This is a genomic window from Metabacillus sp. RB-C-LZQ-3-1 (assembly GCF_058315175.1).
This window is the reverse complement of record NZ_JBZFLI010000016.1, coordinates 19,116-42,709: the sequence shown is the minus strand read 5'-3', so window position 1 is coordinate 42,709 and position 23,594 is coordinate 19,116. Positions and strand designations below refer to the sequence as shown.

General features: G+C 36.1%; 21 protein-coding genes. 16 read left to right on the top strand and 5 right to left on the bottom strand.

Annotated features, from left to right (window positions below; genetic code table 11):
- Positions 1-369: 369 nt before the first annotated feature.
- The 9 genes from AC4GZ8_RS20400 to AC4GZ8_RS20360 all read left to right on the top strand — a co-directional run bounded on the left by AC4GZ8_RS20400 (position 370) and on the right by AC4GZ8_RS20360 (position 10,406).
- Positions 370-2,193, top strand: a complete 1,824-nt coding sequence (locus AC4GZ8_RS20400; RefSeq protein ID WP_491083747.1) for an assimilatory sulfite reductase (NADPH) flavoprotein subunit — start codon at positions 370-372, stop codon at positions 2,191-2,193.
- A 29-nt stretch (positions 2,194-2,222) separates the two neighbouring features.
- A complete protein-coding gene (gene cysI / locus AC4GZ8_RS20395; RefSeq protein WP_491083746.1) occupies positions 2,223-3,941 on the top strand; it encodes an assimilatory sulfite reductase (NADPH) hemoprotein subunit in 1,719 nt (572 codons plus the stop codon).
- A gap of 250 nt (positions 3,942-4,191) precedes the next feature.
- Entirely contained in the window at positions 4,192-5,169 is a 978-nt protein-coding gene (locus AC4GZ8_RS20390) for a ring-cleaving dioxygenase (protein ID WP_491083745.1), read from the top strand.
- 91 nt (positions 5,170-5,260) lie between these two features.
- A complete protein-coding gene (locus AC4GZ8_RS20385; protein ID WP_491083744.1) occupies positions 5,261-6,097 on the top strand; it encodes an undecaprenyl-diphosphate phosphatase in 837 nt (278 codons plus the stop codon).
- 130 nt (positions 6,098-6,227) lie between these two features.
- Positions 6,228-7,436: an MFS transporter gene (locus AC4GZ8_RS20380; RefSeq protein ID WP_491083743.1), complete on the top strand. Its 1,209-nt coding sequence runs from the start codon at positions 6,228-6,230 to the stop codon at positions 7,434-7,436.
- 68 nt (positions 7,437-7,504) lie between these two features.
- Positions 7,505-8,899: an aldehyde dehydrogenase gene (locus tag AC4GZ8_RS20375; RefSeq protein WP_491083742.1), complete on the top strand. Its 1,395-nt coding sequence runs from the start codon at positions 7,505-7,507 to the stop codon at positions 8,897-8,899.
- 154 nt (positions 8,900-9,053) lie between these two features.
- Positions 9,054-9,779: a hypothetical protein gene (locus AC4GZ8_RS20370; RefSeq protein WP_491083741.1), complete on the top strand. Its 726-nt coding sequence runs from the start codon at positions 9,054-9,056 to the stop codon at positions 9,777-9,779.
- A gap of 18 nt (positions 9,780-9,797) precedes the next feature.
- The gene (locus AC4GZ8_RS20365; RefSeq protein WP_491083740.1) at positions 9,798-10,211 is read left to right on the top strand and encodes a hypothetical protein; all 414 of its coding nucleotides are present in this window, start codon (positions 9,798-9,800) and stop codon (positions 10,209-10,211) included.
- A gap of 24 nt (positions 10,212-10,235) precedes the next feature.
- Positions 10,236-10,406 carry a Fur-regulated basic protein FbpA gene (locus AC4GZ8_RS20360; protein ID WP_491083739.1) on the top strand — a complete coding sequence of 57 codons (171 nt, stop codon included), beginning with the start codon at positions 10,236-10,238 and terminating at the stop codon, positions 10,404-10,406.
- A 194-nt stretch (positions 10,407-10,600) separates the two neighbouring features.
- Here AC4GZ8_RS20360 and AC4GZ8_RS20355 read toward each other — a convergent pair whose 3' ends face one another.
- The 5 genes from AC4GZ8_RS20355 to AC4GZ8_RS20335 are packed head-to-tail and all read right to left on the bottom strand — an operon-like array spanning position 10,601 to position 15,813.
- The gene (locus tag AC4GZ8_RS20355) at positions 10,601-11,701 is read right to left on the bottom strand and encodes a GerAB/ArcD/ProY family transporter (RefSeq protein ID WP_491083738.1); all 1,101 of its coding nucleotides are present in this window, start codon (positions 11,699-11,701) and stop codon (positions 10,601-10,603) included.
- A 6-nt stretch (positions 11,702-11,707) separates the two neighbouring features.
- The gene (locus AC4GZ8_RS20350; protein WP_491083737.1) at positions 11,708-12,817 is read right to left on the bottom strand and encodes a GerAB/ArcD/ProY family transporter; all 1,110 of its coding nucleotides are present in this window, start codon (positions 12,815-12,817) and stop codon (positions 11,708-11,710) included.
- Between the two features lie 15 nt (positions 12,818-12,832).
- Positions 12,833-13,066: a hypothetical protein gene (locus AC4GZ8_RS20345; protein ID WP_491083736.1), complete on the bottom strand. Its 234-nt coding sequence runs from the start codon at positions 13,064-13,066 to the stop codon at positions 12,833-12,835.
- 7 nt (positions 13,067-13,073) lie between these two features.
- On the bottom strand, positions 13,074-14,258 hold the full coding sequence (locus AC4GZ8_RS20340; RefSeq protein WP_491083735.1) for a Ger(x)C family spore germination protein: 1,185 nt from the start codon (positions 14,256-14,258) through the stop codon (positions 13,074-13,076).
- A 13-nt stretch (positions 14,259-14,271) separates the two neighbouring features.
- Positions 14,272-15,813: a spore germination protein gene (locus AC4GZ8_RS20335; protein WP_491083812.1), complete on the bottom strand. Its 1,542-nt coding sequence runs from the start codon at positions 15,811-15,813 to the stop codon at positions 14,272-14,274.
- A gap of 374 nt (positions 15,814-16,187) precedes the next feature.
- Between AC4GZ8_RS20335 and AC4GZ8_RS20330 the strand changes: the two genes are divergently transcribed.
- The 7 genes from AC4GZ8_RS20330 (at position 16,188) to AC4GZ8_RS20300 (ending at position 23,559) form a co-directional block, all read left to right on the top strand.
- A complete protein-coding gene (locus AC4GZ8_RS20330) occupies positions 16,188-16,730 on the top strand; it encodes a glycerol-3-phosphate responsive antiterminator (RefSeq protein ID WP_491083734.1) in 543 nt (180 codons plus the stop codon).
- A gap of 65 nt (positions 16,731-16,795) precedes the next feature.
- The gene (locus tag AC4GZ8_RS20325) at positions 16,796-17,734 is read left to right on the top strand and encodes an alpha/beta hydrolase (RefSeq protein ID WP_491083733.1); all 939 of its coding nucleotides are present in this window, start codon (positions 16,796-16,798) and stop codon (positions 17,732-17,734) included.
- A gap of 198 nt (positions 17,735-17,932) precedes the next feature.
- A complete protein-coding gene (locus tag AC4GZ8_RS20320; protein WP_491083732.1) occupies positions 17,933-18,385 on the top strand; it encodes a chemotaxis protein CheX in 453 nt (150 codons plus the stop codon).
- Positions 18,386-18,494: 109 nt separating this feature from the next.
- Positions 18,495-19,592: a DNA alkylation repair protein gene (locus tag AC4GZ8_RS20315; RefSeq protein WP_491083731.1), complete on the top strand. Its 1,098-nt coding sequence runs from the start codon at positions 18,495-18,497 to the stop codon at positions 19,590-19,592.
- Between the two features lie 139 nt (positions 19,593-19,731).
- Positions 19,732-20,355, top strand: a complete 624-nt coding sequence (locus tag AC4GZ8_RS20310; protein WP_491083730.1) for an SGNH/GDSL hydrolase family protein — start codon at positions 19,732-19,734, stop codon at positions 20,353-20,355.
- Between the two features lie 571 nt (positions 20,356-20,926).
- Positions 20,927-22,165, top strand: a complete 1,239-nt coding sequence (locus tag AC4GZ8_RS20305) for a coiled-coil domain-containing protein (protein WP_491083729.1) — start codon at positions 20,927-20,929, stop codon at positions 22,163-22,165.
- Between the two features lie 221 nt (positions 22,166-22,386).
- Positions 22,387-23,559, top strand: coding sequence for an FAD-dependent oxidoreductase (locus AC4GZ8_RS20300; RefSeq protein ID WP_491083728.1), 1,173 nt, complete (start codon positions 22,387-22,389; stop codon positions 23,557-23,559).
- Positions 23,560-23,594: the final 35 nt, after the last annotated feature.

The window sequence follows — 23,594 nt, the reverse complement described above, 5'->3', positions numbered from 1 at the left end:
TAAAGGCAAAAATAAAGGATGTATTAACTTTTATTATAATATCAGAATTTATAAGTTTTGTACTTAGTTTCGGTGTCTAGCTCCAGGCGCCATCGGCTCTAGGGTCTAGTCAAGTAGGAATTGAAGGTAAAGAACACCTTCTATTCCTACTTGACTTATGATTGTCGCCGATAGGCGGGCGCCTTGCGCTTTTCAAATTTGACACAAATTTTTTAATTCTTTACACAATTAAAACCAACTTTATTGATAGGAATAGTGAGTTGTGTTAAAATGAATTATATTTTTTACTTGTATGTGAGCAAAAAATGATGGAAACTAGGAATTATGAAATAGTTTGTACAAGTATATTTCTTTGTGAGGTGGATTTTGTTGCAACTTCAGGTAATGAACAGTCCGTTTAATCAGGAGCAAGCAGAGCTCCTCAATCGTCTTCTGCCAACTTTGACAGAATCTCAAAAAGTCTGGTTGAGCGGATATTTAGCTGCTACTCAGTCTGGTTCTGTTAGTGTTCAGGCTGCTCCTGAGGCACCGGTAGCAGAAGCAGTAGCTCAAGCTAATGTAAAGCCAGTATCAAAAAATGTTACAATTCTTTATGGTTCTCAAACAGGTAATGCTCAAGGTATTGCTGAAAAGTCGGGAAAAACACTTGAAGAACGCGGATACAATGTTACTGTATCATCAATGAGTGATTTTAAACCAAACAATCTGAAAAAAGTGGAGAATCTTCTCATCGTCGTGAGTACGCATGGTGAAGGAGATCCGCCAGATAATGCATTATCATTCCATGAGTTTTTACATGGAAAACGAGCTCCAAAGCTAGATGATCTTCGATATTCTGTATTATCACTTGGCGATAGCTCGTATGAATTTTTCTGTCAAACAGGAAAAGAATTTGATCAACGTTTAGAAGACCTTGGTGGAATTCGTTTATACCCACGTATTGACTGTGATCTTGACTTTGATGAGCCTGCAGCAGAATGGATTGAAGGCGTGTATGCGGGGTTAAGTGAAGCACAGTCTGCAAGTGTGGAATCTGCTTCAACTGTTGCTTCAGCTCCAGCAGTTGAATCAGCCTATTCTCGTACAAACCCATTTAAAGCAGAAGTTCTTGAAAACATTAATTTAAATGGGCGCGGCTCTAATAAAGAAACACGTCATTTAGAGTTATCTCTTGAAGGTTCCGGACTAACTTATGAACCGGGTGACAGCCTAGGCGTGTATCCTGAAAATGACCCTGAACTTGTTGATATGATTTTAGAAGCAACAAAATGGGATGGAAATCAAAAGGTTACAGTGAATAAAGAGGATGTCACTTTAAAAGAAGCTTTAAGCAAAAAGCTTGAAATCACTGTATTAACGAAGCCGCTTATTGAAAAGGCAGCACAGCTTTCATCAAATAAGGACTTAAAAGCACTTGTTGCTCCGGAGAAAATTGATGAATTAAAAGCATATATTGATGGACGTGATTTATTAGATTTACTTCGTGATTTTGGGCCATGGGATGTTTCGGCACAGGACTTTGTTAGCATTTTACGTAAAATGCCTGCTCGTTTGTATTCTATTTCCAGCAGTCTAGCGGCAAATCCGGAAGAAGTTCACTTGACAATTGGCGCAGTTCGTTATGAAGCGCATGGTCGCAAGCGTAAAGGTGTAGCTTCAATTTTAACAGCAGAACGCCTGCAGCCAGGTGATACATTACCGGTTTATGTACAACATAATCAAAACTTTAAACTTCCAGAAAATCCGGATACACCGATCATTATGGTTGGACCTGGTACAGGTGTAGCACCTTTCCGTGCATTTATGCAAGAGCGGGAAGAGATCGGGGCAGAAGGTAAGTCCTGGATGTTCTTTGGAGATCAACATTTTGTAACAGACTTCCTTTACCAAACAGAATGGCAAAAATGGTTAAAAGATGGAGTTTTAACAAAAATGGATGTTGCGTTCTCCCGTGATACAGAGGAGAAAGTGTATGTACAACACCGTATGCTAGAGCACAGTAAAGAATTATTCGAATGGCTTGAAGAAGGTGCCGTTGTTTATATCTGCGGTGATGAAAAGCATATGGCACATGATGTGCATAATACCCTTATTGACATTATTGAAAAAGAAGGCGGCTTAAGCCGTGAAAAAGCTGAAAGCTACCTTGCCGACATGCAGCAATCGAAACGCTACCAGCGCGATGTATATTGATCTTTGATTGAAAGGAGTTTTTCTAGAACATGGCGAACCAAATATTAAAAGCACCTGAAGGCGCTCCAAGTGATGTTGAACGTATTAAAGAAGAAAGTGACTACTTGCGCGGCACTCTAAAAGAATCCATGCTTGATCGACTAAGCGCAGGAATTTCTGATGATGATAACCGCCTTATGAAGCATCATGGTAGCTATTTGCAGGATGACCGTGATCTTCGTAATGAACGTCAAAAACAAAAATTAGAGCCAGCTTATCAATTTATGCTGCGTGTTCGATTACCAGGTGGGGTTGCAACACCTGATCAGTGGCTTGTGATGGATGACCTTGCCAATAAATATGGAAATGGAACACTAAAGCTCACAACCCGAATGACGTTCCAATTGCACGGTATTTTAAAATGGAATATGAAAAAAACGATTCAAGGTATTCATGCTTCTTTAATGGATACAATTGCCGCATGCGGAGATGTAAACCGTAATGTGATGTGTGTGGCAAATCCATATCAATCAAACGTTCATCAAGAGGTATATGAATGGTCTAAAAAGTTAAGCGATGACTTGTTACCACGTACAAGAGCCTACCATGAAATTTGGCTAGATGAAGAAAAAGTTGCGGGTACACCTGATACTGAAGAAGTTGAGCCAATGTATGGCCCGCTTTATTTACCACGTAAGTTTAAAATTGGAATTGCCGTACCACCATCAAATGATGTGGATATTTTCTCTCAGGACTTAGGATTTATCGCGATTGTTGAAGACGACAAGCTTGTTGGTTTTAACGTAGCGATTGGCGGCGGAATGGGAATGTCACACGGTGATAAGGCAACATATCCACAGCTTGCAAAAGTAATCGGCTTCTGTAAACCGGAACAAATCTATGATGTAGCTGAAAAAATCATTACGATTCAACGTGATTATGGTAATCGTTCTGTACGTAAAAATGCTCGTTTTAAATATACTGTAGATCGTCTTGGATTAGAAAATGTGGTAGCTGAACTCCATAATCGTCTTGGTTGGAGTCTTGATGCAGCGAAACCATTTAACTTTGACCATAACGGAGACCGCTATGGTTGGGTAAAAGGTGTGAAAGGAAAATGGAATTTCACGCTATTCGTTGAAGGCGGACGTGTAACAGACTATGATGATTACAAGCTAATGACTGGGATAAGAGAAATCGCTAAGATCCACAAAGGCGACTTCCGTTTAACAGCAAATCAAAACCTGATCATTGCTAATGTATCAACTCAGAAAAAGAAAAAAATTAACGAGCTTATCGAAAAATACGGTCTAACTGATGGTAAGCATTACTCTGCATTACGCCGCAGCGCGCTTGCATGTGTAGCATTGCCAACATGTGGCTTAGCAATGGCTGAAGCAGAACGCTATCTGCCAACATTGATCGATAAAATCGATGAAATTGTTGATCAAAATGGTCTTAATGATAAAGAAATCACGATCCGTATGACTGGCTGTCCAAATGGATGCGCGCGCCACGCACTAGGTGAAATTGGCTTTATCGGAAAAGCTCCTGGTAAATACAATATGTACCTAGGTGCTGCACATGACGGAACTCGTTTAAGCAAAATGTATCGTGAAAACATCGGTGAAGAGGAAATATTAAAAGAACTAAGTGTCATTCTTCCTCGCTATGCGAAAGAACGTGAAGAAAACGAGCACTTCGGTGACTTCGTAATCCGCGCAGGTATTATTAAAGAAACAACAGATGGTACAAATTTTCACGATTGATAATTAGGGACAAGGAGAGATCCTTGTCTTTTTTCTTGCAATTTTTCACATTTTCTTGCATGTTATTAACTATTTTTGTGAATGGTCTTTTTTGCAAATACGTTTTTTGCAATTTAATATTTCAATTGCTTGCATCATAGAATATTTGATGGTATATTATCTCCAATTCAAGATATTTGAATTAAATAGATTATATATCCGCGAATTTCAAGCATACTAATAGATATCATAAAGATAACGGAGGATGAATATGAACCATTTAAAAGGAATACACCATGTAACAGCAATTACTAGTAGTGCAGAAAAAAACTATGAATTTTTCACATATGTGCTTGGCATGCGCTTGGTGAAAAAAACAGTGAATCAAGATGATATTCAAACCTATCATTTATTCTTCGCAGATGATGCAGGTAGTGCAGGAACAGATATGACATTCTTCGACTTTCCGGGAATTCCAAAGGGGATTCATGGAACAAATGAAATTTCAAAAACCTCGTTTCGCGTCCCAACAGATGCATCATTAGACTATTGGGTTAAACGCTTTGATCGTTTAGGAGTGAAGCATACGGGAATAAAAGAACAATTTGGAAAGAAAACATTATCCTTTGTTGATTTTGATGACCAGCAATATCAGTTGATTTCTGATGAGTATAATAAGGGGATTGCTTCAGGTACACCTTGGCAAAAAGGTCCGATTCCTTTAGAACATGCCATCACAGGGTTAGGTCCAATCTTCATCCGAATCTCAAATTTTGATCAATTAAAGGAAGTGCTTGAAAAAGCTCTCTTATTTAAAGAAATTGCTCAAGAAGGATCCTTCCATTTATTCGAAGTTGGCGAAGGTGGAAATGGAGCACAGGTCATTGTCGAACATAATATGATGCTGCCTCAAGGAATTCAAGGCTTTGGAACAGTTCACCATGCAGCCTTCCGTGTAGAAAACGGTGAAGTGCTACAAGAGTGGATTGATCGTATGGAAAGCATTGGTTTTCAGACATCCGGCTATGTAAACAGGCACTTCTTTGAATCATTATATGCAAGAGTTGCCCCTAACATTTTATTTGAATTTGCAACAGACGGACCTGGATTTATGGGGGATGAGCCTTACGAAACATTAGGAGAAAAGCTTTCACTACCGCCTTTTTTAGAACCAAAGCGTGAGCAAATTGAAAAAATGGTTCGCCCAATTGACACAGTTAGAAGTACAAAGGAGTTTGTAAAAGAGTAATCTTAAGAAAAAATTAAGTTCCACCTCGTTTCTTTTAAGGTATACTTACATTTGTGGTTTATCGAAAAAAAGAATGATAGGAGCTTAAAAGATGGATTTTATTACACTCTTAAAGGCTGTTATATTAGGCTTGGTAGAAGGATTAACAGAATTTGCACCCGTTTCTTCAACAGGTCATATGATAATTGTTGATGATATGTGGTTACAATCAGAAGAATTTTTAACAAAATATGTTGCAAATACATTTAAAATAGTTATTCAACTAGGTTCTATTTTAGCAGTTGTCGTCGTATTTAAGGACAGATTTATTCAAATGCTTGGATTAGACAGATTAAGCAAAAATGCACCAAAAACGATTGCACAAAATCGTTTAAAGCTAACACAAGTTATTGTTGGGTTAATTCCGGCAGGTGTGTTGGGAGTTTTGTTTGAAGATTATATCGACGAACATTTATTCTCAATTGAAACAGTGCTAATTGGATTAATTGTAGGTGCTGTTTTAATGATTGCAGCTGACATCTTTGGTCCCAAGGAACCAAAGATTGAAACAGTTGACCAAATTACGTACAAGCAAGCACTATCAGTCGGACTTATTCAGTGTCTTTCATTATGGCCGGGCTTCTCCCGTTCAGGATCGACAATTTCAGGTGGTGTGTTATTAGGTATGAGCCACCGTGCAGCAGCCGATTTCACATTTATTATGGCTGTCCCAATTATGGCGGGAGCTAGCGGAATTTCTCTTCTTAAAAACTGGCAGTACTTCACATTAGATGCCATGCCATTCTTTATCGCTGGATTTATTAGTGCCTTCGTTTTTGCATTGCTGTCAATTCGATTTTTCTTAAAATTGATTAACAAAATTAAACTAATGCCATTTGCTATTTATCGAATTGTTCTAGTTGTTGTGATTTGGTTATTGTATTTCTAAAATATGTTTATTAAAGAGAAGGAAATCACTAGTAAGTTGATTTTCTTCTCTTTTTTCCATTTTTAGTATTTAATAAATGTAGAAAGTAGATAAGATAAATTAGATACATAAAGAAATTAGGAGGTATATTTTGACTAATGAAATAGAAGTTAAAAAGCTCTCATTCTATGATCATACTTTGTTTATTTTAATTACCTTTATTTATTGGTTTACACTCTATATTTATGTTCCTGTTTTTGTTTCATATCTGGACTTTCTAGGTGGAACCTATACATTAGTTGGCTTTATCGTAGGAAGCTATGGCATTATGCAAATTTTATTGCGACTTCCCGTTGGAGTTGTGTCAGACCGATTGCAAATTCGGAAGCCGTTTGTGATTGCCGGCCTTGTTACAGGCGTGATTAGTTGCCTGGGTTTTGCCTTAACTGATAGCTTGGGATTCGCACTGGTATCAAGGTTTATATCTGGGATTACAGCATCGATGTGGGTTGCTTTTACCGTTTTATATGCGAGTTATTTTAAGCGGGAGGACACAACAAGGGCGATGGGAAATATACAGTTTATTACTGTTGCTTCCCAGCTTATAAGTATGGCCGTAAGTGGGTATCTTGTCACCCATTGGGGGTGGAAATCTCCCTTTTGGTTAGGGGGAATCCTTGGGGTTGTAGGGATTGTGTTAGCATTTCGAATGAAAGAATCAACAAGGAAAACGGAGACGAAAAAAATCGAAATGAATGAACTACATGAAGTAATGAAGGAGTCGATTGTCTTAAAAGCAGCAACATTATCTGCCATTGCTCATGCAGTACTGTTTATTACGATGTTCGGATTTACACCTAATTACGCACTGGAAATTGGCGCCTCTAAGGATAGCTTGATTTACTTAGTACTCAGTTTTATGATTCCTCATGCCATTGCGCCAATCATGACTGGAAGATATTTTGCTGGGCATTTTCAAAAATGGTCTATATTGGTTGTGGGATTTCTAGGTACATTTGTGTTTTCCTCGATGATACCGTTTGTAAAAGACCTGGGAGTTCTTTATCTTACTCAGGCTTTAAATGGGTTTGCCCAAGGAATGACGATCCCCTTGTTAATGGGAATGGCGATCCAAACCATCCCGAATAGAAAACGTGCCACAGCGATGGGGCTGTTCCAAGCTGTGTATGCGATAGGTATTTTTCTAGGTCCATTTATCGCGGGTTTATTTACGGAAGAAGGTACATTTTTTCCTGTATTTCTAACTGCAGGTACAGCAGGTTTAATTGGCATGATCTTATCCTTAAAATGGGGATATCAAAAAGCACCTATTCAAAAAAAGAAAGCAGAAACTATGTAAAACTTTGACTTTGTTAATAGAAGAGGCCTATATTAACAGGTGATCATCTCTTATAGGAGGAATAAGTCATGGTTCAGATAAACGAACAGACACATGAATCAGTTACAGAAGCTGTTCAACTTCAAAAAAACTTCTTTCGTACTGGTCAAACAAAATCAGAGGATTTCAGAAAAAAAATGCTTGAAACCCTAGCTGAACAAGTTCGAAATAACGAAAAAGAAATATGTCATGCGCTTAAACTTGATTTAAATAAATCAGAAACAGAAGCATATGTCACCGAAATTGGATTTTTATTAGAGGAAATAAAATTTACATTAAAACATTTAGATAAATGGATGAAGCCTGAGAAAGTAAAAACAGCAAAAACACATATAGGTTCTAAAGGAATAAGAGTTGCTGAGCCCTTTGGTGTTACACTGATTATTGCACCTTGGAATTATCCGTTTCAGCTTCAGCTCGCTCCACTAGTCGGAGCTATTGCAGCTGGAAATACAGCAATACTTAAGCCATCAGAATTAACACCACATACATCATCATTGCTTTCCAAGCTAATTCAAGAAGTCTTTGATCCTGCTTATATCGCTGTACTAGAAGGCGGGGTCGAAACGACCCGTTATTTATTAGATCAACCTTTTGATTATTTCTTTTTTACTGGTAGTGCCCCAGTGGGGAAAATTGTCATGGAGGCTGCTGCCAAAAGACTAATCCCGATTACGTTAGAGCTTGGCGGAAAAAGTCCATGTATTGTTGATAAGACCGCTAATCTCGAACTAGCTGCAAAAAGAATTGCGTTTGGCAAGCTAATAAATGCCGGTCAAACTTGTATTGCTCCAGATTACCTTTTCCTCCACAAGGAGATAAAACAGCCATTTATTAAAGAGTTAAAAAAGGTCATCCTCGACTTTTACGGGGAAAATGCAATGGAAAATGAAGACTTCACAAAAATAGTGAATGCTCGTCACTTTCATCGATTAAAGGGATATTTATCAGATGGTACGATATTGTTTGGCGGCCAATCAGATGAACGTCTTTTAAAAATAAATCCAACTCTTATTGAACCGCATGATCTTACATCCCCTTTGATGACAGATGAGATTTTCGGGCCAATCCTTCCGATTTTGGAATATAGTGATCTACAAGAATCCCTTGATTTTATTAATAGCCGTCCAAAGCCGTTAGCGTTGTACCTTTTTACAACAAACGAGGATGTAGAAAAGCAAGTTACCGAATCTACTTCATTTGGTGGTGGGTGTATTAACGATACAATTATGCATATCGCTACACCATACCTGCCTTTTGGAGGAGTTGGTGAAAGTGGAATGGGAACTTACCATGGTGAAGCAAGCTTCCAAACCTTTTCCCACTATAAAAGTGTTCTCAAGCAAACCAATCGTTTTGATTTTAGTTTTCGTTATCCAAATGCAAAAAACAGCTTGAAAATGATAAAGAAATTAATGAACTAACCTAGGGATCAGTCATGATATGACTGGTCTTTTTTCTACTTTTATAAATAGGATAAGAAACATCTAACCTTGACATTGATAACGATTTTCAATTAGAATAAAGAAGAGATAATGATAATCATTATCATTATTTTGGAGAGGAAGTGCACTCTAAATGATAAACGAAAACAAACAGATAGTAGAGAAATATATGGTGCAAGATCATTTAGAGTCTTTTATTACATGTCCTTATCAAGTTTACTATTATCAGCTCCTACACGAAAATGAACGAATGTGGAGACAAGATATTCAATATGTAATCAATAAAATTGTCCATACATATTATCAGCTTCCATTAGGAGAGCAAACTAAGTTAACAGCTTTAAAGTTAATTGACCATTTTTGGCATGTTAGGTTTAATCTTTTTCAGTCCAGGGAAGAGTATTATGTGGTTTTAGCGAAAATAACAGACCATTTGCTGCAGTTTCTTTCAACAAATTTCCAGCAGCCGCCCCTGTTTTTATATGAAAAGCTATATACATATGTACAGGAAATAGAAACACAGCTATCCATCACCATCGAACTTGCAGAATGGTCAACCAAATCATTTTCAATAAAAAAATTCCTTTTGGAAGCTGATCAGCATTTGATGGAGAAGTATAACCATCTTGTGTCTGTTTTCTTTTATGATGCTTTGGGCATCCTACCAGAAAAGATTGAAATTGTATCGTTAATCGATGGGAAAGTGTCTATCCTTTATCCAAACGAACATGATATTCCAAAGGGAGTACAATACCTCAACCATTTGAAACGCCTTGTTAATGAATCTAATCAAGGATGCTTTGAATGTCCTTTAACACAACAATGTAAAGATTTTTATAAAGATAACGATTTTCATTAAGAGAGGAGTTTATACACAATGCATCATTATTTTATCGTGAATGACCAATTTCAACATTTTGTCGAGTGTTTCTGTCCAGATGGAGAGCATGAGGATATGTTGACAATCAAACGAGGAGATTTTTTAGAGGTCACGAATGAGCGTACATATGTACTTGATCAGGGCTGGTATAATATGGTTTATTTGAATTCTGATAAACAATTTTATATGGCACTAGAGGATTTAGAAAAATACTTTATTAATGGGCATATTTTCTCCTTAATGGATCTGGAGTTACACATTAACCATCTAAAATATCAGGTTGATCAGTCTCTTGGACATGGAGATGAGAACTTCTTTTTAGAAGCAACAAATAGGTTGAAAAAATCAAATGAGTTGAAAATAATGTTAACAGAACATTTAAATAAGATAGCGGAAAGTCAACTAATGTAAGGTTTTTCACAGAAAGTGAAGGAAATGGGTGATAAAATGAAGGAAGCCATTGTCTTTCAAAAGGATCAGATCATTCAACAGTTGTTAAAGCTAAATTGCTTTAAATCCTCAGATAATCGCCAATTATATGAATTAACATTGCATGAATTAGAAAGTGAGTATAAACAAGTAATGGAAAAGCACCATTCCTTTTAAAAAAGACCATAGGAAGGAGAATAGTAAAATCCTTCCTATGGTCTTTTTTTGTCTGATAAAACACTTATTTGTGATTATCAGGATATATTTGCTATTTTGTGATCTAATTTTCGATTATGAAATTTTATTTGCGATTTTTAAAATATATTTACGATTAGACAAAAAACGACAAAATGCGCGAATCTCTTGAGGTATTAAGAAGAATTCTGCCTTTTATTTATCTTTTGTCTAGTAAAGCCAACAAAACATAAAAGAAGCGGAAAGCATAATGCAAAAATAGGATAAATATAAGTAAGAACAAAATCACTTTGCGCCATATGAGAGGAATAATCATCTGCAAAATATATCGCAGTGAAAAATACAAGAGTTCCAAATGGCAAAATCAGCACATTTTTAGAGACTTTAAATAGCGTTGCCCCGCCAATCACTGCTGCATACATAAAAATAGCGACTTTAAAAAAATCATTAACAAGTAGCCATATCATAAAGAGCGCATCAAGCCTTTGAATAATATCAGCTATATCAATTTTTTGAACCATTCTAAGAAATGGTGAAATGGAACGACCTCTAGTATCAGCCCCTAAAACAGCAATTGTTAAAAAGTGAAAAAAAGCTAAAGAAAGTCCTCCAATCATTACTCCCAAAAATGATGCTTTAAGTTGATGTTTTGGCTTATTGAGATAGGCGAATATCATCGTAAAACAAACAACCTCTCCAAAAGGTGCCATCCAAGGTTCTTTAAATGTGGTACGAATGATTGTTTTCCATCCTGGCTCTAAAACAGGTAGTAAATTTTCAACTTGAAAGATATCAGATAGAAAAATAAATAAAATCATTAATGCACCAGTTATAACAAGATAAACAATAAAGATTTCACTTGTTCTCAGTAATACTTCTATTCCTAAAAATAACCCATATAAAACAGGTAGTAAAAACATAATTCCAATGGCTGACACGGGAGTTTCATGTAAAAACAGGGGCGCTAATTCCATGGCGTCCCGCACATCACGTGCTGCACCATATAAAAAAAACAAAACGTAGGATAGACCAACAGCAGTTCCTATATATTTACCAAGAATTTTCTTGCAATATTCAGTCAAAACAAGACTTGGATACAATTTGTATAAATAATGATACATAAAAAGCAATGGAAATCCACTAAGCAAACCGATTAAAATCGAAATCCAGGCTGCCTGTTTAGCATCAGCAGCTAGTGGGAAGATAACAGTTGTACCGACAACAAAAATATAAATAATAATGACTAACTGAATCGCGGATATTTTTGCATTCTCCATAGAACCTTACCTTTCCCTTTTGGTGTATGTTTTCATTTTCTTAACCTGAGCTACAATCAATAATATAAAAGGAAGGAAAAAGCATATTGATAAGGAATAAGGGGTCCATGTATGAGCAATAAAATCCTGAAAGTAAACAATATCCGGATATAAAATAATAGCAAAGGTGACAATTAAAAAGGCTAAAGGAGAAACTAAGATTTTATAGTTTTTTAGTCGAAATACTTGTGCTATTCCGAGCGTGATTCCGTAATAGCAGATGGTAAGCTTAAAGAACATCGAGAAAAACCAAATGATCGCAACGATGACTTCCATTCTTTCGAGAACTGTACCAAGGCTAATTTTCTTTCCTAAAATATAAGATGGGTAGGCGTTCCTTGCAGAAAAATCAGCTCCAAGTACAAGGATGCTAAAAATAATAAGGATACCTAAAACGACTCCTCCAATAATCGTTCCTTTATAGAAGGCTTTTTTCAGCTTCACTTTGTCCGTTATATATGGTGTGATCATTAAAAAAATGATTAATTCTAAATAAGGGAGTCCCAAATTACTATAAGTAGCTCTACTAATAGCTTTCAACCCTTCACCAAAGATAGGTTGAATATTTGATAATTTTATTTCAGGAATAAGAAATAGAAATAACAATAATAGCAAGAGAGTCATCCACGGAAAAAAAATAACCGCTGTTCGACAGATAACTTCAATTCCCAATTTAACACCTGCCATACAAATGATAATAAAAGAGATCATGACCATTTGAATAGGTGTTTCTACCATAATTTGTGTTGTAAGGAAATCCCCAATCTCTCTAAGTAACCCTGCAGAAACAATAAAAAAATAAGAGAGAAATAAAAATGATACGAAACCTCCGGCCCATTTTCCTAAAATCGCTTCTGAAAATTCCACAAATGTCATTTTTGGATAAAGGGATAATAGCTTATGATATAGAAAAATAAAACTTAGTCCTATGATTAACGAAAGAATAGAAGCAATCCATGCATCTTGTTTGGCATTTGAAGCAAGTAAGGATGGTGCAACTAGGATGGAACTTCCTAAAGTGAAAGTAATAACAATTGTCTCAAATTCTCCAGCATTAATTTTCCCTTCTTCAAGCATGTTTGACGATCACCTCTATGACAAAAGACGTTCAATAAATGAAATAAAAGGCATGTATATAGTTTTTATGAAATCAAGTGGTGTTGGAATTCTCACTTTGAGTATTAGTAAGCTAGATAGTGCTAGTCCACTCAATAATAGGGAACTATAAATGAAGATCTCGCGATAATTTTTCCCTTTTATGAGAGGTTTAACATCAATAATAAATACGGTTAATCCTATAAGTAGAATTCCAACAATTGACCACATGTATTGTTTACTCCTTTATCTCCTTCTGGAACGATTCAGTAATTGTACCTAACCTGCGAATGTCTGCTTTCACTTCAACGTTTACATCTAAATTAGTGAACATTTCATCCCAATTATCCTCAATTTCTTTCCAAGCTCTTGGATCAGCTCGATGAATCACTTCCCCAAAGCCAAAAATATCACTTTGAAATTCCTCTTGTACCTTTTTAATTGAGGTTTGCACTTTTTCTTTAATATTGTTTTGAAATTCCTTTTCTAATTTATCTATAATCTCGGGTTTTGATAAATCAATACTACTTTCAACATCAGCAAGGTTTCCTTCTGTATCGATCGTGATGTCTATAACTGGTTTGCCTTTTTTCATTTTTCCGTGTACTTTGGTTTTAGAACGGAGTGCTTCAATAGAGACTTTGCCTTCATTTGTTTCGATCGTTATCACTGTATTCTTTATCGTATCAGTTATATAGTTGAAGCCTTTGCTCTCATTCATATTAAGCCAACCAATTAGCTTATCTTTTTTGAAGACAGCAAGATAATCAAGTCTTAATCCTGTTTCGGGTGAAACATTGTGGACATTTTCAATATTGCTTCCATATTCTGAGTTACCGTAATAATAGATGCCTGTTAAAACTGGTTCTTTACCTTTACTCACAATACTATTAATTAATTCATCCAGCTGTACTGTTTTTGTTGCTGCCCAAACTTTTTCAGAGGTTTCAAGTGCGTTAAATAGTTTATTTGCCGGAACTTTTTCAATTGCTGTTTGAATATTAAGGATATCAGCTGCGGTTGAGCCTTTAGCAACCGTAATATAAAAATCAGTTCGCATCTCATGATCTCTAGAAATAAAATCTAGTGCTTTTCCTATTCCATCTCTAGCAATTTCCTCTCCAAAGACAACCTCGCGAAGATGTGCTAAATATATTCTTCTGGGAGAATCCATTGATAACTTCCTTAAAGTTTCGAATATGGTATCCCCTGATTTTATAAACCTAACAACTTCAGTACGACCTGAGCTTGTATTTCCAGCAAGCTCTGATGGGTTTAATACTTGAATGGAAACGGAATAACCGTCTTCTGTTTTATCAATACCTATTGCCGTTACGATTGCGAGTTCGTTTAGATCTTTTTTACTCCAGCAACCTGTTGTGAGAAGGAGCATGAAAAAAACAATGAACAGCTTCTTTTTCATTTAGATTAACTCCTTAACTAGTAGTAGGAGGCTTAGGGGAAGAAGTATCTTCTCGATCCCTGTCTTTTTGATTGATTAACCGAGGGCGCGTAAATAAAGCCCAATGTGGAAAGCGAAAAAAGTTGTCTTTTTGATCCTGTAATATAAATGGAGCATTCGGCGATAAATAAGGAATACCAAAGGACCTTAAGCTATTAAGATGGAGGACCATAGCAATTAAGCCTAAAATAATGCCAAATAAACCGAACGTTCCAGCAAGGATCATAAATCCAAACCTTAGAATTCGAACAGCAATACCCATATTAAAAGTAGGTGATACAAAGCTGCTAATGGCTGTTAAGGAAACAACGATAACCATTGTTGCCGTCACAATCCCAGCCTCTACTGCTGCCTGTCCGATAACCAATGCTCCAACAATTGAGATAGCAGAACCGACAGCTCTAGGCATTCGAACCCCAGCCTCTCGTAATATTTCAAAGGTCAACTCCATGATGATTGCCTCAACAATTGCGGGAAAAGGGACTCCATCTCGTTGGGCTGCGAGACTAATGAGTAAAGGAGTAGGAAGCATTTCCTGATGGAAGGTTGTCACCGCAATATAGGCTGATGGTGTCAGTAATGCAAGAAAAAAAGATAGATATCGAAGTAAACGAATCAGTGTTGCGATATCAGCTCGTTGATAATAATCTTCACTCGCCTGAAAAAAATTCACTAAAAGAGCAGGAACGATTAAAACGAAAGGAGTTCCGTCAACAAGGATTGCTACCCTTCCTTCCAATATGGCAGCAGCGACAGTATCAGGTCGTTCTGTATTGAAGACTGTAGGAAAAGGAGTATAAGTTTTATCCTGTATTAGCTCTTCTATATATCCGCTTTCGAGGATGGCATCTATTTTAATTTTGTCTAATCGGGAATGTACTTCTTTCACAATTTTTTCGTTTACCACGCCTTTTAAATACATAATGCCAACATCTGTTTTTGTCTTTTTTCCAAGCTGCTTTGTCTCAAGCCACAGATTTGGATCCTTGATTCGACGTCTTATTAAAGCAGTATTGATTCTTAACGTTTCAGAAAAACCGTCTTTTGGACCTCTAACAACAGTCTGAGAAGAAGGCTCCTGTACACCACGATCTACCCAGCCTCTTGATCCGATCGCTAAGCCCTTAGTAAAATTGTCAATTAATAGAATGGTATCGCCAGATAAAAAGTGGAAAAAGAGATCTTCAAAGTTTTCAATTTCAATTAATTCACCGGTCGGTAGAGAGCGTGCCTTTATGAATTCAAACAAGCTTGTTTGAACAGTTAATGGATCAAAATTTGCTTCTCTGATTTGAACCATTAGGGTTTCTAATACAAAATCCTGAACAAGTGTTTTGTCAGCTAATCCGTCAGTATAGATTATGCCTATCTGAATGTCCCCGCTTTGTCCAGCCTTAAAGTCTCTTATAACGACATCGCTGCTATTTCCTACTACTTCTTTTATGTGCTCTAAATTCCATTTAAGGTTCGAAGAGATTTGTTCGATCTTCTTTATGTCTTGAGTTCTGCTATTCATCTCCTGGATCGCCGATAATTTCTCAGCAAATCTCTTGTTGTTTTTTTCCTTTATTAAATTAGACAATGGTTTAGGAATGCGAGTTTTCAATGAAAACCTCCTAGCGGAAAGGATGCTAATTCATATTGTTAACAAACGAGGTTAATTTATCCAAGTATTTTTCATCTACATAAAATTCTTTATAAAAGGGTGACAATTTTACAACAAGGATTTATGATGAAAAAAATAAAGTTAAACTAATGGACCTTTACGGGCAGTTATCCCGCCAGCCTCTTTGTAAAAGAAAGAAGCTTGAGTTGGGGTTCTTCCTGCCGGTTAAGAGTGGGATAAATAATACTGTTTAAGTTTACATAAATATGAAGTGAGGAGTTCCTATGCAAAAGATTTTACCTGCTTTTTCATCTATCAAACAATTTGAGCGTTTCTTAGTAAGTGAGTATGAGATTGGAGTTTTTTTAGAAACCCATATATCACAATTGGCTAATCTACATAAGTTAGCAGAACAACATCAGAAAAAAATTATTTACCATGTTGATTTAATACATGGGTTGAAAAGCGATGATTTTGCGACAGAGTACCTTTGTCAAGAGTATCAGCCATACGGACTTATCTCCACGAAATCAAATGTCATTTTAAAGGCGAAGCAAAAAGGAGTCGTTGCGATTCAGAGGATGTTTTTAATTGATTCCCATGCTTTAGAACGCAGCTATCGTTTAGTAGAAAAAACCAAGCCGGATTATATCGAGGTATTACCGGGGGCGATGCCTTGGATGATTAAAGAGGTAAAGGAACGCACACAGACAAAAATCCTCGCAGGCGGGCTTATTCGGACAACAGATGAAGTAGAAAAAGCACTGGAGGCAGGGGCGGATGCTATAACTACATCTAAAAAAGAGCTTTGGAACTTTACGAAATAGTAGCGCAAGTCCTGACGGGAAAAATCATTTTAAAATGTGAACAGACTAAAGGGAGGGGGAAGGGTATGAGAAGTGAAAATTGGTTATCTATGTCTGATGCACATCAAGTGTTTGTATGTAAATGGGAAGAGAAAACGGTGAAGCCAAAAGCAGTCTTGCAGATTGCTCATGGAATGTCAGAGCATATTAAACGGTATGAATCGTTTGCTGAGTATCTAAATTCCAAGGGAATCATCGTAATTGGTCATGATCATCGAGGTCATGGACAGACAGGTGAAAAAACGAGTGCTTATGGTTTTTTTGCAGAAACCAATGGATTTGAAAGAGTTGTTGATGATTTGAAGGAAGTTTATGATCACATAAAAGAGCAGTACCCTGGATTACCTGTGTTTCTCATGGGACACAGCATGGGATCCTTTTTAGTTCGCAGATTTTTACAACGCTACCAATTAGGGCTGTGCGGAGTGATTTTATCTGGAACTGGAGGAAATCCAGGTTTTATCTTAAAGATTGCCAAAATACTCGCAAAATGGCAGGTGAAAAAGTGGGGGAATCGAACAGAAAGCCCATTTCTTCATAAATTAACAACTGGAAGCAATAATAAAAAATTTAAAAATGCTAATACGGAATATGAATGGCTAACACGAGATTCTGACCACATTACGGCCTATATAGATGATCCTTACTGTGGAAAAATAGGTACAACAGGCTTTTTTCAAGACTTATACTATGGACTTGAAAGGATTCATCAAGCTGAACAAATAGAGAAAATGGAAAAGGGAGTGCCGCTTTATCTTTTTAGTGGAGATATGGATCCGGTTGGGAGTTACACAAAAGGTGTAGTCAGTATGATAAATCAATTAAGAAAACATGGAATTCAACATATAGACTATAAGTTTTACGAAAATGGGCGGCATGAAATGTTAAATGAAGTGAATCGCCAAGAAGTTTTTTGTGATATCTACCAATGGATTGAAAAAAAGCTAGATAAGTATGAATGCTAGTGTGCCTCCAGGACTAGCCAGTATTTTTTCTAAACAAATTGTGACAACAAATGTCCTGTTTGTGATGTGAATAGTAGCTATGTACTGTATAATAAGAAAAAAGACTCAGTAATACTACTAGTAGTTAAGTATGCTTATAAAAAGAAGATTTAACGCTGTAATTCTATAACGATACGTAATAAACAGGGGGGATTTGTATTGAGTACGACTGTATCAAATACTTTAGAAGGTTTACACGAGTCAATGATAGAGTCTATAAAACAGATTCTTCCGATTCCATATGAAAATATAACTGCACCTGTGATACATACAGAGTTAACATGTCGATTTGGTGTCTTAGTTGGGATTACGGGTTCAATAAAAGGAAAGATTCTCTATAAAGCCGATACCCATTTTTTTAGTTATATAGGTGAAATAATGTTTGGTATGGCAGTTGAAGGAGAAATGTTAAAATCATTTGCTGGGGAACTTGGGAATATGATTTCAGGTGGACTTTGTACAAATGCTTTTTCAAAAGGAATGACAATTGATATAACAGCCCCAACCATTATGGAAGGGAATACGGCACTTTCCGGTTTTAAAGAAGCAATTGAACTAGAGTTAACTTTTCAAAACAGAACAAAACTAACAATAGGATTAATGATTGACTAATACTCGAACATTAGAAAAACCATGACTTAGATAAAAGTCATGGTTTTTCTAATATTTGGGTTTGTTTTGATATAATGAAGCAATAATCAATGAGTTAAGGAGAGAGCATATGGCTGAGGAGCTTCGAAATATCTTTAACCAAGGTTTTATCGATGAACTTTCAAAGGAATTGAAGGTTGCTTACCCTTCATTCGATCAAGCAAAGTTTCAGAAATCCGTATATGCTGGAGCGTGGAATGAATTCACATTAAAGCAGAGAGTTCGGCGAATCTCTAAATGTTGTCATGCAACAATAGACCTGGAGTTTACAGATATAGTTCGTATATTAAAGGAGGTAGCCCCCCATTTTAAAGGTAGTTTAGCAGGAATCATTTTTCCCGATTACATTGAAGTATACGGGTTACATCATTGGGATGTATCAATTGCTGCCCTTGAATATTTTACGCAATACTCAACATCTGAATTTGCAGTCCGCCCCTTTGTCATAAAAGACCAAGAGAAAATGATGAATCAATTTTTAAGCTGGAGCCGTCATTCAAATGAGCATGTTAGAAGATTAGCAAGTGAAGGCTCTAGACCAAGGCTTCCATGGGGAATCGTATTAAGTAGTTTAAAAAACGATCCAACACCGATTCTACCGATATTAGAAAACTTGAAGGAAGATCCTTCACTATATGTGAGAAAAAGTGTTGCAAATAACATGAATGATATTTCTAAAGACCATCCAGCAATCGTCCTTTCACTAGCACAAAAATGGAAAGAAAAGAATGAATTAACAGATTGGATTTTAAAAAAAGGATTACGCACCTTACTTAAAAAGGGAAATTTAGAAGCTCTTGAGCTGTTTGGTTTAGGTCCAGTTAAAAAGATTGATCTAATAAATCTGGAAGTCACAAACAATGTTTTTATAGGAGATTCCATATCCTTTTCGTTCCAATTAGTATCAGCAGATGAACAACAACGCAAAGTAAGAGTTGAATATTCGATTGATTTTATCAAGGCAAATGGTAAGCCTTCGAGTAAACTATTTCAGCTATCGGAAATTACGATTAAGCCAGGTGAAAAAAAACAATATGTGAAAAAACATTCCTTTAAAGATTTATCAACAAGAAAACATTATCCAGGTAAGCATGTTTTATCTATTATCGTAAACGGAGAAGTAAAAGGAAGGAACGTTTTTGAAGTTCATTCTCATACTGAAAAATAACTTAATATCTTGTAAGAAAAGAAAAGGAAAATGGGAGACTTTTCTCGAAACGTTTCATATATCATTTTTTTATCCAAAATAGGAGAGTGCTGTATTCAATAAAAATCTATACATTCAAAAGGGTAATGGGGGAGAGGAAATGGGCACTATCAAATTACTATTCATAGGTGACAGTATTACGGAATCAGGGAAGCGCGAAGATCCAGAAGAAATTGGAATAAGTTATGTAAGAATCATTCACGATTACTTAATTACGACTTATCCTCAAAAAAAATTTAACATAACAAATAAAGGGATTAGCGGCAATCGTATTACTGACCTAGCCTCAAGGTGGCAACAAGATGTAATTGAACCTAATCCTGACTATGTCTCTATTTCAATTGGTATCAATGATGTGTGGAGACAACTTGATCGTCCGGAAATTGAACAAGTAGATGCAGAGGAATTTGAAAAAATCTATAAAGAACTACTTACTAGAGTAAAAAAACATACAAATGCACGTATTATTTTAATGGAACCCACTGTAATAGAAGAAGATTTACAAGCTCAAGGTAATCAAATGTTAAAAATATACGTTAAAGTCGTTAATGAAATGGCAAATCAATTTGAAGCAATAATCGTGCCGACACATCAAGCATTTGTTCAGTATTTAGAAAAAAACAATGGCTACAAATTAACTACAGATGGTGTGCATATGAATTCCGCAGGAAACATGCTTATGGCCACAACATGGCTCAAAGCTGTAGAACATCACCTGAAATAATTTAATAAGCATGATAATTAAACCTTCCACTTGGTGTGGGAGGTTTTTTATTGAAAGATAAGAAAGTTTAAAATATTGTACTTAGTTTTAGTAGTAGCTCCGAAGCACAGGATGTGCAAGTGCAGTTGATGTAACAGGATGTTGCGGTTTTAGTCTGCCAGCGCCTATCGCCTATCAAACTTCAGATCATCTCCCAACGATAAGTCAACATCGGTTTGCTTTGCTTACCGTGTTTCCTAAATCAAGGAGCTTGCGCTTTTCTTAGCAGGCAGATATAACTGTGGTCGAACTAATCTCAAAACAATAACCATTTAGCCCTTAATGATTCAATTAATAGATAGATAGTAGAATTCTAATTATTTGTATGGTACAGTGTAAAAAGTGCCATTTTTAGTAGAATAATAAGGTCTTTTGTTATATTTGAAACATAACTGTAATATTATATACATACTTTTGTCATTTTTTGATGATATACTACTAATTGTGACAAACGTAAGTAAAAAGTAATACTTTTAATAGATACATAGGCAAAAATACTGATTGTACGAGAGAAACGAAAGTAGGGAAGAGAATGTCGAAAAAGAAACTAGTTATCATGAATTTAGCAGTCATGATAGGATTAGGAAGTTCATTTGCTATTCCTTCGGCTAACGCTGAAAACACAGAGCGTACAGAAATTCAGGAAAATATTAAAGACGCTACTCAAGATGTTGAGAAAATTCAACAAGAGTTGGAAGAATTAAAAAAGCAAAGTGAAAATGTTGAAGCAGCAATAAATGATAATACAAAAAAAATAGAAGAAACTGAATCAAAAATAAAAACAACTCAAAGTGATATTGAAGCAATGAACAGTGAAATAGCTGAACTAGAACAAGCTATTAAAGAAAGAACTGAAATTTTAAAACAACGTGCTATTTCTTACCAACATAGTGGCGGTAATGTAGAATATATGGATGTATTACTTGGATCTACCAGCTTCAGCGATTTCGTCAATCGTGCAATGGCAGTTGGAAAGATTGTAGAAGCTGACCGTGCAATGATACAGCAACAAGAAGCGGACGAGCAGAAATTAAATGAAAAGAAGGTTTCAAAAGTTGAAGCGCTTTCAGATTTAGAAGCGATGAAATCTGAATTAGAAGGAATGCAAGAGCATATTCTTTCACAAAAAAGTGAAAATGATCAATTAAGAGAACAATTAAAAAATGAAGAAACAGCGAAATTAGCGGCAATTAATAGCCTTAAGCAAAAAGAGGCAAATATAGCTGCTCAAGAAGCTGCAGCTGCTGCTGCACAAAGCTCAACAAATAATCAAAGCTCATCAAGTACTCAAGGTTCTACTAATAATTCAACATCGGGATCTGTTGAATTAGCAAAAAGTACGTCTTCTTCAACTGTTGAGTCAACACCTGTAAATCCGAATGGAACGGTAAATGATTTAATTCGTGCAGGTTATAAGTATATCGGGAACTCCGTCTATGTATTTGGTGGCGGAAGAAATTCTTATGATATAGCAAACGGCCGTTTTGATTGTTCTGGATTTGTTCACTGGGCATTTTCTACTATCGGAGTGAGCGTTGGTGCAAGCACTGACTCGCTTAAATATGCCGGTAAACAGGTTTCAACAAGCAATATGCAGCCTGGTGACTTAGTATTTTTTAACACTTACAAAACAGATGGACATGTTGGTATCTATGTAGGCGGTGGCAAATTTATAGGATCACAAAGTTCAACTGGAGTTGCTATTGCTGATATGTCTAGCGGCTACTGGGCACAAAAATTTAATGGACGTGTTGTACGCGTAAATATGTAATATGTCAAAAAATGCTGGCACATTGTTGTCAGCATTTTTTTGTGCTTGAAATATTTTATCGATAAAAAGCTTCCGGTTTGGCAACAAGCCAAGTTACTCCTATAGTTTATTAATAGTAATTTAATCAAGTTGGGTATAAGAATGTAAAAGAGCTTGCAATTTTCATAATCATGTTCTAAAATATAAATCGTAATTATTACGTTTTAAAAAAGGAGATCAGTGTGTACGATTGGATTATTATTGGAGGCGGCATTCACGGTTGTACAATTGCTACATATTTACTTAAACATAAAATAACCTCAATTAATAAGATGAAGATCATAGATTTACATGATGAGCCATTATTTGAGTGGAAAAAAAGAACAAGATTAATTGGAATGAAGCATCTTCGTTCTCCATCTGTTCATCATATTGATGTCGATCCTTATAGTCTACAAAGATATGCTAAGAAGAACTTTCATCAAACTAGCTTTTTTGGCCCTTATAAAAGGCCATCACTAGAATTATTTAATGAACATTGTGAGTATGTCTTATCGGATATTCAAATTGAAAGAGCTTGGCATAGAGGTGTTGTAAGGAAGAGTAAGAGATTGAAGGATCGATGGCATGTTGAATTAGAGGATCAATCAATTATTGAAGGAAAGAATGTAGTATTAACAATTAGTATTAATGGGCAGTTTTTATATCCTGATTGGGCTCTCCCATTACTTGAACGTCATCCTTCAAAGATTCTTCATATTTCTAATCCAAAATTAGAACAAAATAAACTGAGTGATCCGCCGTTTATTGTAGTTGGAGGGGGAATGACTGCTGCTCATATTACGATAAAACTCGCAGAGGTATTTCCAGGCAGAGTAACACTTTTAACAAGGCATAATTTACGCATAAAAGATTTTGATAGTGACCCCGGATGGTTAGGACCAAAGTATTTAGCCGGTTTTCAAAGGACATCAAACCTTCAGGAACGAAGACAAATCATAAAAAGTGCGAGAAATAAAGGATCAATACCAGGAGAACTATACAGGAAGTTGAAGAAATTGGAGAATAATGGACAAATTACGATTTCCATTAGTGAGATCCAGAGTGCTACTGAAGCCGGAGAAGGTTATGAACTGACTTTAAAAGAAGAAGGCACATCGCTAAAGGCCAAGACAATTGTGCTGGCAACAGGATTTCAACCTGATGTACCTGGAGGAAAGCTCATTGATCAATTGGTACAGGTTGAAAACTTGCAATGTGCTGAATGTGGCTACCCAATTGTTAATTCATCTTTAGAATGGTGTCCTCATTTGTATGTTTCAGGTCCATTAGCAGAACTGGAAATAGGACCTGTAGCTCGAAATATTTCCGGGGCTAGGCATGCAGCAGAAAGAATAGTTAGTAGTATCAAATGAAAATCGTAATAATGACGATTTATAGGAGATGAACT